This window comes from Paenibacillus sp. 1A_MP2 (genome assembly GCF_052244825.1).
Lineage (GTDB): Bacteria > Bacillota > Bacilli > Paenibacillales > Paenibacillaceae > Paenibacillus > Paenibacillus vandeheii.
Window position 1 is genome coordinate 2,695,364 of the sequence record NZ_JBQQCS010000001.1, and the last position, 15,061, is coordinate 2,710,424.

Sequence of the window (15,061 nt, forward strand, 5' to 3'; positions counted from 1 at the left end):
GGGAAAAAGAATGCAAACTAATACAAAACCAGCCAAAATCTTGCGATCACCTTTTTTATCGCTATGTGGCTAACGCTTTTTCTAGTTGAGATTATCAAGGGTGCCTTGCTGGTCGCTGTATTGCCCGTGTATATGGACAATATTCTGGGCCTGACCGCTGGCGTGATTGGTGTGGCCTTTGCCCTTCAATATTTGGGTGATAATCTGTTCCGGGCTCCCTCTGGCTGGGCAGCAGAACGAATCGGGTTCCGTGCCACGATGGTAACGGCCCTAATTTGTACATTAGTCGCTGTAATCATGATTATCTTTTTCAAAAGTGCATTTGGACTTGCCATGGCTTGCCTCATTCTTGGAATCGGTACGTCCCCCTTTGGCCGTGTGCCATGACAGGTGTGACGGCGATGTCGGGGCCGCAGAACAAGAACGGTACAGCCATGGGAGCGCTGGAGATGGCGGCTCTTGGAGGGACCGGACTTGGTCCAATCGGCATGAACTGGCTTCTGGAACGGACGCATCACGATTATCGCACCATTTTCCTGATATTGATGGGTGTTGCCATTCTGGTCATTCTGGTCGCGCTGATTTTGCCCGGACGTGTCGTTGTTGAGGGAGAGCATGCGGAAGGGGAGAGCAAGCGGGCGGATATGAAATATCCGGCTAAACCGAATTTGCTTACGCCTTTCATTCGACTCAAAAAGAGCGTCCAGGGCACACTGCAACGGGTACGTAGTACTCTTAATGTGAATCCGCTTGTATATCCTGCACTTTTCATGCAGTCCTTTGTAATTGGTCTGCTAAGTCCGGTGATCACGCTATACACACGCACAGACCTGCATATCTCCCCCAACCTGTACAGCCTGTTGCTGATAGCAGGGGGTGGGATTACGGTTATTGCACTGCTGCCTGTAGGGAAAATGGTAGACCGGTTTGGAACGGCGCCGTTCCTGAACATCGGTTTTTTGATGGCAGCAGCAAGTCTGTTTGCATTTTCATCCATTACGTCCATTCCTGTGGTGTTCGGCGTCGTTATGCTGGTAGGTGTCAGCTATGCGATGATTCTTCCGGCTTGGAATGCGTTTGTAGCCACATTGATTCCTCAGGGAGAACGCGGAGCGATCTGGGGTTCTTCCTAACCCTACAGGGGTCAGGCATGGTCGTAGGGCCGATTGTATCCGGACTGCTGTGGGATCACATTAGTCATCCGGCTCCATTTATCGGAAGTGCTGTCGTTATGGCTGGACTTGCTGTTGTGCACTATGTGTTATCCCGTAAACCGTATCGTACGGCCCCTGCCAAATGATGCCATTGAAGTCCGATGAGGATGAGTTGATAAGAAAAGGGAGTTCCAACGACCGTACAGGTTGTGGAACTCCCTTTTTGTGTAGATAATGCATCCATTCAGCTAACGACCAGAAGGTAATTCTGCCCGTGTATACCTTCATTTCGCGTCCATCATAGCATGAAAATCGGGGGCTTGCCCTGTGCATCTGCGGAAAGCTGCGATCCCTCAGATCAATCGGTGAAAAATAGTCAAATAACCAAGTACCCTTACATAAAATGAAGTATAAAATAGGGTAAGCCGATTGAGTAGAAGCGATTGAAGAAGATGACCGGAGCATCTCCGGTACAGATGGAGGGAGTGCCGTGAATAAGAGTTATGAAGTTGAATATTGCAATCTGGAGCTGCGGTTCAACCGTCGGCATATCCAAAATTTGATCAAAGACCTTATTCGTGAGGGGTATTCACTATATTGGAGCGAGGACGAATCCTTCTTTATTCTGTCAGTTCGCACCGGACGCAAGCTGGTAAAGCTCCGTTTTCAACAGACGCGCAGTGGGAATTACAAGATGACAGGGGATTATATTATCAAGGATGCAAAGCTTGCGGAATGGTTGGAGAAGCTGATTGGGGATACGCGCGGGCATGCCGTTGTGAAACGGTTTAAGGATCAGCAGATGACCGTGGAGAACATTTTGTTTGGTGAAGTCATCCGTCTCGTTGAAGTGTCCGGGTTCAAACAGCGCGTTATTTTTCAAAAGGAACCTGCGCCGACGGCGGAAGAAATGGAAGAAATGTTCCTCTCGCGCGAAGGCGAGGAGCGTCTCCTGCTGTTACGTATGGAAGTGGACGATGAACTGGAGCGTCTGCATGCCGCGATTCAGATGGATAATATCGAAAAAGCAGATGCCTGTCGTAAAGTCCTAAAGCAGTTGTCAGGGCATATGTTGATGCTGGAAGGCTGACATTTAACGCTGTATTTATGAAAATACGATGAACACCTCAGGCAATTGGGGTGTTTTCTCGCTGTGCGACCATGGTCCGGGGTTCACTTCTATGCGTAAAACCGTTAAAATGAGGGTATTGTTGAGAGTACATTTCAATAAAATTAATTGGAGCAAAGGATGGAGGACCAGATGGCGAAACAACAGATCGGTGTCATTGGACTTGCAGTAATGGGCAAAAATTTGGCCCTTAACATTGAAAGCAGAGGTTTCTCGGTATCGGTATTTAACCGTTCCCCGGAGAAAACCAACGATCTTCTGAAAGAAGCCGAAGGTAAAAACCTGACAGGCACATTCTCCATTGAAGAGTTTGTGGCATCCCTGGAATCCCCGCGCAAAATCCTGATCATGGTACAAGCCGGTTACGCAACCGACGCAACCATTGAGCAACTGCTTCCTCATTTGGATGAGGGCGACATCATCATTGATGGCGGTAACGCCTATTTCCCTGACACCCAACGTCGCAGCAAAGAGCTTGAAGACAAAGGCATTCGCTTCATCGGTACAGGCGTATCCGGTGGGGAAGAAGGCGCGTTGAAAGGCCCGGCAATCATGCCAGGTGGACAAGAGAGTGCGTACAAGCTGGTTGAACCGATCCTGACAGCCATTTCGGCCAAAGTCGGTGACGATCCTTGTTGTACATATATCGGACCAGACGGTGCCGGACACTATGTGAAAATGGTGCACAACGGTATCGAATACGGAGACATGCAGTTGATTGGTGAAGCTTACCACCTGCTCAAATCCGTGTTGAATGTGTCCGTTGAGGAGCTTCATGCCATCTTTACAGAATGGAATCAGGGAGAGCTGGACAGCTACCTGATCGAAATCACGGCAGACATCTTCTCCAAATACGATCCGGAAACCGGCAAACCAATGGTTGATGTCATTCTGGATGCAGCCGGACAAAAAGGAACAGGCAAATGGACAAGCCAAAGCGCGCTGGATCTCGGCGTACCTTTGTCCATGATTACGGAATCCGTATTCTCCCGCTTCCTGTCTGCGATGAAAGACGAGCGTGTGGCAGCGAGCAAAATCCTGAACGGACCTGCGGTTGAGGCATTCTCCGGTGACAAAAAAGCGTTCATCGAGAATGTACGCAAAGCGCTGTTTGCAAGTAAAATCGTATCCTACGCACAAGGCTTTGCCCAAATGCGCGCAGCTTCGGACGAGTACGGCTGGGATCTGAAATACGGCAACATCGCGATGATCTTCCGTGGTGGATGCATCATCCGTTCGCAGTTCCTGCAAAACATTAAAGAAGCGTATGACAAGGATGCAGCACTGAAAAACCTGCTTCTGGACCCATACTTCCAAAACATTGTTGAATCCTACCAAGGTGCATGGCGTGAAGTTGTGGCTGCTGCAGTAACTCAAGGGGTTCCGGTTCCTGGATTCTCCAGTGCATTGTCCTACTACGATAGTTATCGCACAGAGCGTTTGCCTGCAAACCTGTTGCAAGCACAACGTGACTACTTCGGCGCACATACGTTCAAACGTCTGGACAAAGAAGGCAGCTTCCACCACAACTGGATGGAATAGTAATGTATATACGCAAGTCCGTGAGTTTGGCTAAAGCGTCCTGAATCAGGAGCCTTGGCTGGAAGAAAGGCATGGACGATTGCTTGGAAAAAGGGACTTGGAGAGTCGGTTCATACCGATGAGCTCCAGGTCCTTTTTTTAACCGCATGGTAAGCTGGTTCTACATCTTACGAACCCGAGAAGCTCTATTTCGTGGATATGAGCCTTTTCTATTCTCTAACGAACTCAGAAGGTTCTATTTAGATCATTTGGAGCGAAATTTTGCTGTTTTGAGGGTGTTTTAGAAAAATAAGTTTTCTGAGATTCGTTACAATTTTATAATCAGCTAAAATTCAGAAATAAGCTCATCTGAGTTCGTTCGAAATCTATGGAGTAAATGGACTTGCTTTGAATTACCTTAGATGTGCTTGTGGCTACTGGAGGGGAGTCGTTAGTAGGATAGCCTTCCCCAGTCCGCAGGGCTGTGTTATGATAGGACAAAAGTGCTCACGAATTGCTTGAATTAAAGGAGTGTACACCTTGAGCAAGTCTAATAATATTATTCTCATCGGCATGATGGGAACTGGCAAATCAACCGTCGCTGATATGCTCGCTCGAGAGCTGGGATACCGACTGATTGATGTGGACGCTGCGGTGGAGAAAGAGGAAGGCTGTACGATTCCTGAATTGTTCACAGGCAAGGGAGAGACGTATTTCCGCGATGCCGAGAGCCGTATGCTGTGCTCGGTGCTGGAGAAGAAGTCGCAGGTGATTGCAACCGGGGGCGGTGTCGTTCTGCGTTCGGATAACTGTGATGTCATGTCGAAGAACGGCTGGGTGGTTGCTCTGACTGCCGATCCGGCAGTGATTGTAGAACGCGTCAGCGGCTGTGATAATCGTCCTCTCTTGGCAGGCAATGCGGAGGAACGCATTCAGACCATTATGCAGGAACGGAAGGACGCATATCGGTTTGCGCATTACACGGTGGATACAACCGAGTTATCCGCTTCTGAAGTGACTCGTTTAATTTTAGCGCATTACCGCGTCTAAGCTTGTAATTGTTTCTATGCCGAAGGATGTTAGTGGTGAGTGGGGTCGTGTAATTCTGGCGGATAGATGTGAAAAACGGGCCGATTGGCCCGTTTGATTGACTGTAAGGATCAGAATGTACAGGGCTTATGATGAACTGCTGATTGCAGCTATCCTAACCCCTATATTCCGATCCTGATGCTTTTTAGTCTTCCTGCTGCCATTGCAGCATGCCGCCAACCATATTGGTGCAGCCATCATATCCGAGCTGCTGCAAATACTCACAGGCACGCTCGCTGCGGTAACCGCTGCGGCAGATCAGAACAATCTCACCGGACTTTTGAATTTCAGACAGTCTGTCCGGAATCTGTCCGAGTGGGATGTGTTTGGCTCCCTCGATCATGCCTTGTGCGACTTCATCGTCCTCACGGACGTCTATCATCTGCAGCTTCTCTCCCGCCTGCAAACGGCGGCGCAGCTCAGAAGGTTCAATTTCAGCAATTTGTGTCATATTCAGGTCCTCTTTTCTGTATGGACTTAACGCCTATAATGATACCCAAGCGATGTATGGAATGTCAATTTGGCAGTATAGCATCACCACATGTATCCTGAACCAAATACGTAGCAGGATCATCTAACGAAGCACATTATAATCAATGAAGGAGAATTTCATCCATGGACGTTATCGTTAAACCGACCCCATCCCTGAACGGGGAAATTGGAGCTTTGTCTTCCAAAAACTACACTACACGCTACCTGCTTGCTGCCGCATTGGCAGAAGGCACGAGTACGATCCATTACCCGGCCCATAGTGAAGATAGTGACGCAATGCGCAGATGTATTCGTGATCTTGGAGCAGTCCTTGAAGAAGATGACAGCAAAATCGTCATCCAGGGCTTCGGCAGCCATCCACGGGATGTGCGTGAATTGAATGTAGGCAATGCGGGTGCAGTGCTCCGTTTCCTGATGGGGGTAACTGCACTTTGCCCTGAGGTTACGTTTGTGAATACGTACCCGGATTCTCTTGGCAAACGCCCGCATGATGACCTGATCGATGCACTTGGTCAGCTTGGTGTTGACGTACAGCACGAACAAGGGCGCTTGCCAATCACGATCAAAGGTGGTCAGGCCAAGGGTGGTCATATCCGTGTATCCGGTTCGGTTAGCTCCCAGTACTTGAGCGCATTACTGTTTGTCACGCCTCTTCTGGCCGAAGACAGCACCATTGAAGTATTGAACGACTTGAAATCCAAAGTGGTCATTGGTCAGACGCTGGAAGTACTGGAACAGGCGGGCATCGTCATTCATGCGAGTGATGATTACATGTCCTTCCGCGTACCTGGCGGTCAAGCCTATAAACCACAAACATATACGGTTCAAGGAGACTACCCGGGGTCAGCAGCTGTTCTCGCGGCCGCGGCTGTCACCCAATCGGATGTTAAAATTTTGCGATTGATGGAACAGAGCAAACAGGGTGAACGTGCCATTGTTGACGTTCTGCGCATGATGGAAGTGCCGTTGACGCACGAGAACGATGTGGTACACGTTCAAGGTAACGGTAGATTGAAAGCCGTGGAATTCGACGGAGATGCCGCGACAGACGCGGTTTTGGCAATGGTAGCGGCAGCTGTGTTTGCGGAAGGCACCTCACGGTTCTATAATGTAGAGAACTTACGTTACAAGGAATGTGACCGAATTACGGATTATTTGAACGAACTGCGGAAAGCAGGAGCCAATGTAGAGGAACGCCAAGCCGAAATTATCGTACATGGTCGTCCGGAAGGCGTTGAAGGCGGCGTTGAGATTAATGCTCACTACGATCATCGCGTAATTATGGCACTGACCGTTGTCGGTCTGCGTTCCAAAGAACCGCTTCGTATTCGGGATGCACACCATGTAGCGAAGTCTTATCCGCAATATTTTGATCATTTGCAGGCGCTTGGCGCCTCGGTTCAATGGGTAAAAGAGTAAAATAACACGTTTAAGAAGTTGTTCAAAAAACCGCTTTTGATTACGAAGGATGCCTGGAGGCATCATCAGCATCGAATATGGAATTCAGCCGAAATGTCCGTTGCTCACGTAGTTTTCCCTACGCTCCGCTACTCCATTTCTAGCTGCATCCCATCTTCTCGGTACTGAAAACCGGTCTTTTTGAACACGCACTTTAAGCAGAAAAGGATGGTGCTTGAACATGGAATTTAACAACCCTACTCGTGAAGAAATTGGACAAATTTTGCGCAAGGCAGGCAACATCGCAGTCGTCGGCTTATCGGACAAATCAGATCGCACTTCCTATATGGTAGCGGAAGCCATGCAAAGCAGAGGGTATCGCATCATTCCGGTAAATCCACAGGTACAAGGTGAGATTCTCGGTGAGACCGTATATGCAACTCTTGCGGATATCCCTGAGCCAGTCGATATCGTGAACGTATTCCGCCGCGATGAATATTGCGCGGATGTCGCTCGTGAAGCTGCCGCGATCAAAGCAAATGTATTGTGGCTTCAGCTTGGTATCCACAGTGATGAGGCCGTACAGATTGCTGATGAGAACGGCATGACAGCGGTGACGAATCGTTGTATCAAGGTGGAGGATTCCATCGTTCTGCGTGGTGCTGGACGCGGTTAAATCTCGATCAAGCAAAAATCCCGTCAACGTTGACGGGATTTTTGCTGTTGTATAATTGAAACGCAGAATATAGTTTACAGAAGAGGGTCGCATAAAGTTAAATCCAAGCGGTAACCAAATTGCCAACAGCTTACTGTTTTGCTTTGACAAAACGTTGCGTAAAGCTTACCATCTAGGATAGAAAGGAGAGGTCGCCATGAATTGGCTCGGATCCTTGCAGCAGCTCGGACGAGCGGTAATGCTGCCTACAATGGTCCTGCCCGCCGCCGCAATTTTGCTGAGTGTTGGCAGTTTGCCCTGGGACGCCTGGGGATTGAAAGTTGTTGGTGAAGTGTCTACCGTGGCCGGACACGGTATTTTTTATTTTTTGCCGTATTTGTTTGCTGTCGGCGTAGCGCTGGGACTCTCCAACCAGGCCGGACAAGCGGGACTCGCCGCTCTGGCTGGTATTGTGATATATGATCAGGTGACTCGCAACTTCGGCGATGGCACCGTTCAACCTGCTTCCTTAATCGGAATTATTCTCGGCGCACTTGCCGGGGTGACGCATAATCGGTTCAAAAGCATTAAACTGCCTGAAATTTTACAATTTTTCGGTGGTTCCAGGTTTGTTTTGCTCATTGTTGGACTCTGCTCAGCCCTGTTTTCCTTCTTTATGTTATGGATTGCACCCATTCTTCAACATGGATTGAACGCCATCGCCACCTGGGAATACAGTCTCGGCGGTTTTGGGCTGTTCATTTATGGGGTCCTGTACAGGGTATTGGTTGCCTTCGGATTGCACCATCTGCTTAACAATGTATTTTGGTTCCAACTGGGGACGTATGAGACAGCAGATGGAAACATTGTTCAAGGGGATTTACCGCGATTTTTTGCAGGTGATCCAACAGCAGGATTTTTTATGGCTGGTTTGTTCCCGATCATGATGTTTGCGATTCCAGCGATTGCCTTTGCGATCATTCAGGAGGCAAGGGAAGACCTGAAGCCGAAAATCAAAAAAACATTTCTCACTTCCGCACTCGTTTGTTTCCTGACAGGGGTATCGGAGCAGATCGAATTTGCCTTTTTGTTCGCAGCACCTTATCTGTTCATCGTGCATGCGGTCATGTCGGGACTTGCGATGTGGATCAGTTACTGGCTTGATATACGCCATGGGTTCTCTTATTCGGCTGGCATTATTGATTACATACTCAATTTCCATCTATCGGAGAATGCTTGGAAGCTCATACCGATTGGCATACTATATGGGTTGGTCTATTATTTCCTGTTCAGGTGGGCGATTCGCACGTTCAAGATTCCGACTCCAGGGCGTGAAGAGGGCTCCATGCTGGAAGATTGGGTAGGTAACATTCCTTATCAGGCTCCTCTCATTTTGGAAGCGCTGGGCGGGAAAGAAAACATTGTGCAGGTAGAGGCCTGCATTACGCGACTTCGCCTCACAGTGCATAATGATCGGTTAATCGATACAGGTGCAATGAAGAGTATGGGGTCCGCAGGTCTCATCAAGCTGGGTGGCGGTAACGTACAAGTGGTATTTGGCACCTACTCGGAATTGATTCGGGAAGAGATTGCGAAGCTGCTCGAACGCGATCTGCAGCAGGTTCTATTCTGCGCTCCTGTGCAGGGTAAAATGTTACCGATTGAAGAGGTGCCGGATCAGATATTTGCAGCCAAGCTTGTGGGCGATGGCGTAGCCTTTGTCCCGGAAAAGGGAGAGCTCGTCTCACCCGTGTATGGAACAATTATGCACTTGTATCCGACGATGCATGCTCTGGGTATTTCAACCCGGGAAGGACTTGAAGTCCTGCTGCATATCGGTATCGATACCTCCCAACTCAAAGGGCATTTTGAAGCCTTTGTTCAGGAAGGGGATACGGTGGAGCCGGGGCAATTGTTAATCAAATTTGACCTGGCTGTATTGCGAGCCGAGGCGGCATCGCTGACGACACCAATGGTAATTACGAATCCAGATCGAGTCAAATCATGGAGCTTTGCTCCATTTAAGCAAGTTAAGAAAGGTCAGGCATCCGTTATGTCCGTGGTGCTCTATGACAGGAACGTTGGAGGGGTAGAATGAAGATACAAGGCATCAACGGCGCTGCAGGCATAGCCATCGGCAAAGCATTTGTCCTGCCCAGTTGGGAATGGGATCTGCCGGATCAGAAGATGGATTCGGTGGATCTCGCCCAAGAGTTCGAACGGCTGTACGAGGGCATACGGACATCAAAGGATGAGATTGAATATATCAAGAACGAGTTCAAGGAAGTGGTCGGTCCTGAAGAGTCCAGCATCTTTGATGCGCATCTGGCCATTCTGGAAGATCCGGTATTCATGAACGAAATTCGCGGTATTATTGAACGGCAGTACAAGGCGGCAGAAGTAGCCGTCAAAGAAGCTATTGACCATTTTGTCACCATGTTTGACCTGCTCGACGACGAGTATATGAAGGAGCGGGCCATCGACATCAAGGACGTGGGTAACCGCTTGTTAAAACATCTGCTGGGCGCACCGGAGATTACGCTCCCATCGGATACCCAGCCTTATATACTCGTGGCCAAAGAGCTGTCTCCCTCTCAATTGGCGCATTTGAATCCAAGCCACGTGCTGGGCATTGTGACACTCATCGGAGGCAAAACGTCACATTCGGCCATTATGGCTCGTGCCCTTGGTATTCCTCTCGTTTCCGGTCTGGAAGCGAGTCTTGGCATGCCGGTAGAGACCGGAGATATGTTGGTTGTGGATGGAGATAACGGTCTCGTCTTTACGGAGCCGGATCGCAAGACGATTGAGCGTTACACGATGATTCGCAGCAAACAATTGAAGAAAAAAGAACAGCTGCAGGTACTTGCAACAGTGGATGCCGTAACCAAAGACGGCTCCGTTCTGCATCTGGCTTCCAATATCAGCTCCGTTAAGGAACTGGATTTGGCATTGAAACACGGGGCCAAGGGAGTCGGCTTGTTCCGGACAGAGTTCCTGTACATGGATCGGGCTACGTTCCCGGGTGAGCAGGAACAGTATGAGGTTTATCGTCTTGTTGCTGAGAAAACAGCAGGTCAGTCTGTCGTCATTCGTACGCTCGATATCGGTGGTGACAAGCAGCTCGACTATTTCGAACTTCCCGAAGAAGATAACCCGTTTCTGGGATATCGAGCGATTCGAATCAGTCTGGACCGTAAAGATCTGTTCAAAACACAGCTTACAGCCATTCTGCGCGCCAGTGCTGCGGGCAATGTCAAAATTATGTACCCGATGATCTCTTCGGTAGAAGAACTTCAGGAGGCCAATGAAATCCTGCGTGAAGCGATGTCTGATCTGGATGAGCGCCAATTGCCGTATGATCCGCATATTCAGGTAGGCATCATGATTGAGGTTCCGGCAGCGGTGATGATAGCGGACCTGCTTGCAGAGGAAGCTGATTTCTTCAGTATCGGTACGAATGATCTCGTGCAGTATGTATTGGCGGTAGATCGAATGAATGAGCAGATTGCACATATGTATCATCCGTATCATCCGGCTGTACTGCGCATGCTGCGCGCGACAGTGGATGCTGCCCATACGGCAGGGATTGATATCAGTGTGTGTGGAGAGATGGCAGGAGACGAACGTTCAATTCCCCTGTGGCTTGAGCTTGGAATTAGCAATCTGAGCATGTCCCCGCAATCCTTGCTGCGTGTCAAGCACAGGGTCTTGAATACAACAGCCGCTGCTGCCAAAGAGGCAGCATCTGAATGCTTCACCTTGCGGACAAGTGCGGATATCGAACAACGTCTGCAGGTCTTCAATGATTCGATGGGCAGTCCGGATGAACAGAGTGGATCGAATGCATCTTGAACAGGATATTTTCAAATAAATACCTTTAAGTGAAAATATTAACTTTTGTACAATTTTGGAAAATAGTCTTTATTTCATAGGATAAAGCCCCACACCATATGGTGTGGGGCTTTGCTTTATTTGTCAGCAAGTGCATCGCAAAATGCTTTGCCATACGGAGGAAGGTCAGGTGGACGACGAGCTGAAATGATGTGACCATCCACAACAACGGCTTCATCTTTCCAGATAGCCCCGGCATTTTCCATGTCATCTCTGATTCCAGGCGTAGATGTGACCGTAACCCCATCCAGTATTTTAGCTGAGATCAGCACCCACCCTGCGTGACAGATCTGTCCGATGGGCTTACGCTCCGCGTGCATTTCCTTAACCAGTTCAATTACTTTAGGGTAGCGCCGAAGCTTGTCCGGAGCCCAACCCCCGGGTACAAGAATACCATCGTATTGTGAACTATCCAGTTCATCAAAACTGTATTCTGCTTCGGCGGGAACACCATATTTCCCGATGTAGATTTTACCTTTTTTCTCTCCGGCGAGATGCACCTCAGCGCCTTCCTCACGGACACGATGCACCGGATACCACAGTTCCAGATCTTCGAATTCTTCATCGACCAGGGCGATGACTTTTTTGCCTGTTAATCTCATTCATCATCTCTCCTTTTGCGGTAATTAGTACATAGCGTCCTTATTGTAACAGATTCTCACAGTGACTTCATTGTCATGCATTTTCTCCATCACGTAAGCGATTCCAACTCAATGTATGCCTGCATTCGACAACCTTCATCTGGAGGTAGTGGTAATTTGTGCAACCTATGGTTTATAGCAGGATTTGAGCGGAAATAGGTCGAATGGTATCTATATAAGAGTATAGAACGAATGAGGTGATGACTGTGCGTAAGACGTGCAGATGCGGACATGTAATGGAACTTGAATTAAGAACGGTGGTATACGCCAAAAAGGTGGAGATTCGTAACGTACCTGTATTTGCTTGTACAGACTGCGTTTCCTATGAAGTGCTTCAGCCGGTCAAGCCGGATTTGAAAGAGTGCATCAGTACACTTGGGGAACAACCTGCCAAACAGGATGTATCGTTTGGAGAGCGAAATGAACTTGCAGACCTTTTTCATGAGCAGCTGCTGGCCTGGCCTGACGCTACGGATCGAGAGATGGAGCATCGGATGCAATGTGCTGTGGAAGAGCGAATTAACCTGCTGCTGGACATTATGGGGTACGCCCAAAAGTCTAATGATGAGGAATGGATCGAAACAACACAGCGCAGATTGGGTCAATTATCTGGATTTGTATGGCAGGCGCATTTCTCGAATGCTGTCTAATTTTGACGTGCAAAATGCTTGTTTTCATGAAAATTGGCTTTTTCGCCCGCTTTTTGTTAAGATATCGTAGAGTGAAAACGCTCAACATAGCGGTATTCCTGGTAAAGGGGGATGTATATCAAATGGCTGACATGACTAAAATGACAAGTATTGAACAGCTAAACTCCGCAGTGGAGGCTACCGAGGATCAACCTTTGCTTCTGTTTAAGCACAGTACACGCTGCCCGATCAGCGCGAGCGCCTATCAGGAGATGAACGATTATTTGCAAAATAGTCCAAATGAACAAGTGAAATACGGTATCATCTATGTAGTGGAAGATCGCCCTGTATCCAACGAAGCAGCGGACAAGCTGGGTGTTAAGCACGAATCTCCGCAGGCGATTCTAGTCAAAAAGGGAATTCCTGTATGGCATACTTCCCACTCGGATATTACTTCAACCACAATCACGAAAGCACTGCGTGAGTCCTAAAGCCTATTTTAATTGATTAATGCATAAATTTGTCGTAATATAAATCTTAATGAAAATGGTATGAAAATTTACTGGTAATGGAGAGAAGTACTGTGACGGTAACCATTTATGATGTGGCACGTGAAGCCGGTGTCTCTATGGCAACGGTATCACGGGTTGTTAATAATAACCCTAATGTGAAGCCACAGACGCGCAAAAAAGTATATGAAGCCATCGATCGGTTGGGATATCGTCCGAATGCGGTAGCCAGAGGTTTGGCGAGCAAGAAGACAACCACGGTCGGGGTCGTTATTCCGGACATTTCGAACTCAACCTTTGCAGAGATTGCCCGCGGGATTGAAGATATCGCGAATATGTATCACTACAACATTATTTTGTGTAACGCGGACAAGAAGAAAGAAAAAGAAATTCGTGTAATTAACACATTGCTGGAGAAACAGGTAGACGGTCTGCTCTTCATGGGTGGAACGGTAACGGACGAGCATATTCAGGCGTTCCAGTCAGCGGCTGTGCCGATCGTTCTCTGTGCAACAAGTGACGAGAAGGGCACGTATCCTTCTGTAGATATCGATCATGAAGCTGCGGCATTTGACGCTGTAAACACGTTGATTCGTCATGGACACAAGGAAATCGCAATGATCAGTGGTACATTGCAGGATCCTGCCAACGGTTATGCTCGTTTCCAAGGCTACAAGAAAGCACTTGAAGCAGCAGGTATGGAATACCAGGAAGATCTCGTACGCATTGGTAACTATCGTTATGAGTCTGGTGTGGAAGCGATGAAGTATTTCCTCGGATTGAAGAAAAAACCATCGGCAATCTTCGCTGCAACAGATGAGATGGCGATCGGTGCTATTCACAGCATTCAGGATGAAGGTCTGAAAGTACCGGATGACTTCTCCATCATTAGTGTGGATAACATCCGTATGGCTTCCATGGTCCGTCCTCAGCTGACTACTGTAGCTCAACCGATGTATGACCTGGGCGCTGTAGCAATGCGTTTGCTGACCAAGCTGATGAAGAAGGAAAATGTGGAGAACCCACGGGTTATTTTGCCGCATGAAACGATTCTCCGTCTGTCTGTAAGCCACGCAGACGTAGTTTAAATAAGAAAGGGAGAAGACATTCTCTCTACATAGTGGAATAACGGAAGCTCCGGAAACGGAGCTTTTGTGCTGAATGGGACTTTGAGCTTAAAAGGAAAATCATACTGGATGGGACAAGGTCAGGTTCAACATGCAGAATGTATACAGGAGGTCAGAACATGCGTGAAACGATCGGCATTATTGGTGCAATGGATGAGGAAGTAGAACTTCTCCTGGCTGGTATGAAGCAACTGGAGACTGTAAAACAAACCGGAATTACCTATGTCGCTGGCGAATGGTTGGGTAAGCAGATAGTGGTCTGCAAATCAGGCGTAGGTAAAGTGAATGCGGCTGTGACGACACAGATTCTAATTGATCGTTTTCAGGTAAACCGTATTATTTTTACAGGTGTCGCGGCGCGGTTAATCCGGAATTAAACATTGGGGATATGGTTATCTCGTCGGTATGTGTACAGCATGATATGGATGTGACCCCACTTGGATTCGAGCGCGGAGTTATACCTTATCAGGAGACGTCTGCCTTCCCGGCGGAAGCATCACTTATCGCATTAGCTGAAGAAGCTTGCAAAGCGCAGGGAGCGAACTATCTGATCGGTAAAGTGCTGTCAGGAGATCAATTCATTGCAAGCAAGGATACCGTGAAAATGCTGTATACTGAAATGGATGGGGCATGTGCGGAGATGGAAGGGGCTGCCGTAGCGCAAGTAAGCTTCATGAATCGTGTTCCCTTCGTTATACTTCGTGCTATGTCTGACAAAGCCGATGGATCAGCGCATGTAAACTTTGCCGAGTTTACGGTCGAGTCTTCCCAGCGTTCCCACCGAATTGTGGAACATATGCTGGAACATATGTAGACCCTAAGA

Annotated in this window: 15 protein-coding genes and 1 pseudogene; 14 read left to right on the plus strand and 2 right to left on the minus strand. The window is 48.3% G+C overall.

The features are described 5' to 3' along the window. Positions 1 to 105: 105 nt before the first annotated feature. From ACTWJ7_RS13235 to ACTWJ7_RS13260, 6 genes are all read left to right on the plus strand, one after another. Complete coding sequence (locus tag ACTWJ7_RS13235; protein ID WP_443145519.1) at positions 106 to 387, plus strand: MFS transporter; 282 nt, start codon at positions 106 to 108, stop codon at positions 385 to 387. Between the two features lie 14 nt (positions 388 to 401). Then, on the plus strand, positions 402 to 1,133 hold the full coding sequence (locus ACTWJ7_RS13240; protein ID WP_443145520.1) for an MFS transporter: 732 nt from the start codon (positions 402 to 404) through the stop codon (positions 1,131 to 1,133). 17 nt (positions 1,134 to 1,150) lie between these two features. Further along, a complete protein-coding gene (locus ACTWJ7_RS13245) occupies positions 1,151 to 1,300 on the plus strand; it encodes a hypothetical protein (protein ID WP_433921528.1) in 150 nt (49 codons plus the stop codon). Between the two features lie 344 nt (positions 1,301 to 1,644). Further along, positions 1,645 to 2,244 (plus strand): hypothetical protein, encoded by a 600-nt coding sequence (locus ACTWJ7_RS13250; RefSeq protein ID WP_024631160.1) that lies wholly within the window; start codon positions 1,645 to 1,647, stop codon positions 2,242 to 2,244. A gap of 171 nt (positions 2,245 to 2,415) precedes the next feature. Continuing rightward, positions 2,416 to 3,825 carry an NADP-dependent phosphogluconate dehydrogenase gene (gene gndA / locus ACTWJ7_RS13255; protein WP_079349566.1) on the plus strand — a complete coding sequence of 470 codons (1,410 nt, stop codon included), beginning with the start codon at positions 2,416 to 2,418 and terminating at the stop codon, positions 3,823 to 3,825. Positions 3,826 to 4,344: 519 nt separating this feature from the next. Further along, positions 4,345 to 4,854, plus strand: a complete 510-nt coding sequence (locus tag ACTWJ7_RS13260; RefSeq protein WP_301877786.1) for a shikimate kinase — start codon at positions 4,345 to 4,347, stop codon at positions 4,852 to 4,854. Positions 4,855 to 5,038: 184 nt separating this feature from the next. On the opposite strand, the gene ACTWJ7_RS13265 is transcribed toward ACTWJ7_RS13260, so the two are convergent. Then, complete coding sequence (locus ACTWJ7_RS13265; protein ID WP_024631157.1) at positions 5,039 to 5,344, minus strand: rhodanese-like domain-containing protein; 306 nt, start codon at positions 5,342 to 5,344, stop codon at positions 5,039 to 5,041. 164 nt (positions 5,345 to 5,508) lie between these two features. Between ACTWJ7_RS13265 and aroA the strand changes: the two genes are divergently transcribed. The 4 genes from aroA to ptsP all read left to right on the plus strand — a co-directional run bounded on the left by aroA (position 5,509) and on the right by ptsP (position 11,293). Next, on the plus strand, positions 5,509 to 6,804 hold the full coding sequence (gene aroA / locus ACTWJ7_RS13270) for a 3-phosphoshikimate 1-carboxyvinyltransferase (RefSeq protein ID WP_024631156.1): 1,296 nt from the start codon (positions 5,509 to 5,511) through the stop codon (positions 6,802 to 6,804). A gap of 220 nt (positions 6,805 to 7,024) precedes the next feature. After that, positions 7,025 to 7,459 (plus strand): CoA-binding protein, encoded by a 435-nt coding sequence (locus tag ACTWJ7_RS13275; RefSeq protein ID WP_079349564.1) that lies wholly within the window; start codon positions 7,025 to 7,027, stop codon positions 7,457 to 7,459. A gap of 196 nt (positions 7,460 to 7,655) precedes the next feature. Then, positions 7,656 to 9,536, plus strand: coding sequence for a glucose PTS transporter subunit IIA (locus ACTWJ7_RS13280; protein WP_024631154.1), 1,881 nt, complete (start codon positions 7,656 to 7,658; stop codon positions 9,534 to 9,536). Continuing rightward, the gene (gene ptsP / locus ACTWJ7_RS13285; RefSeq protein ID WP_079349563.1) at positions 9,533 to 11,293 is read left to right on the plus strand and encodes a phosphoenolpyruvate--protein phosphotransferase; all 1,761 of its coding nucleotides are present in this window, start codon (positions 9,533 to 9,535) and stop codon (positions 11,291 to 11,293) included. The genes ACTWJ7_RS13280 and ptsP overlap by 4 nt, the downstream gene beginning before the upstream one ends. A gap of 116 nt (positions 11,294 to 11,409) precedes the next feature. Here ptsP and ACTWJ7_RS13290 read toward each other — a convergent pair whose 3' ends face one another. Continuing rightward, entirely contained in the window at positions 11,410 to 11,934 is a 525-nt protein-coding gene (locus ACTWJ7_RS13290) for a type 1 glutamine amidotransferase domain-containing protein (RefSeq protein ID WP_079349562.1), read from the minus strand. 275 nt (positions 11,935 to 12,209) lie between these two features. Here ACTWJ7_RS13290 and ACTWJ7_RS13295 point away from each other — a divergent pair, with 275 nt between their 5' ends. From ACTWJ7_RS13295 to ACTWJ7_RS13310, 4 genes and pseudogenes are all read left to right on the plus strand, one after another. Next, positions 12,210 to 12,623 carry a hypothetical protein gene (locus ACTWJ7_RS13295; RefSeq protein ID WP_052016637.1) on the plus strand — a complete coding sequence of 138 codons (414 nt, stop codon included), beginning with the start codon at positions 12,210 to 12,212 and terminating at the stop codon, positions 12,621 to 12,623. A gap of 122 nt (positions 12,624 to 12,745) precedes the next feature. Beyond that, a complete protein-coding gene (gene ytxJ, locus ACTWJ7_RS13300; RefSeq protein ID WP_079349561.1) occupies positions 12,746 to 13,093 on the plus strand; it encodes a bacillithiol system redox-active protein YtxJ in 348 nt (115 codons plus the stop codon). Between the two features lie 92 nt (positions 13,094 to 13,185). Then, positions 13,186 to 14,199: a catabolite control protein A gene (gene ccpA, locus ACTWJ7_RS13305; RefSeq protein ID WP_024631149.1), complete on the plus strand. Its 1,014-nt coding sequence runs from the start codon at positions 13,186 to 13,188 to the stop codon at positions 14,197 to 14,199. A gap of 158 nt (positions 14,200 to 14,357) precedes the next feature. Further along, positions 14,358 to 15,052 (plus strand): annotated as a pseudogene (locus ACTWJ7_RS13310) (5'-methylthioadenosine/adenosylhomocysteine nucleosidase). The last annotated feature ends 9 nt before the right edge of the window (positions 15,053 to 15,061 follow it).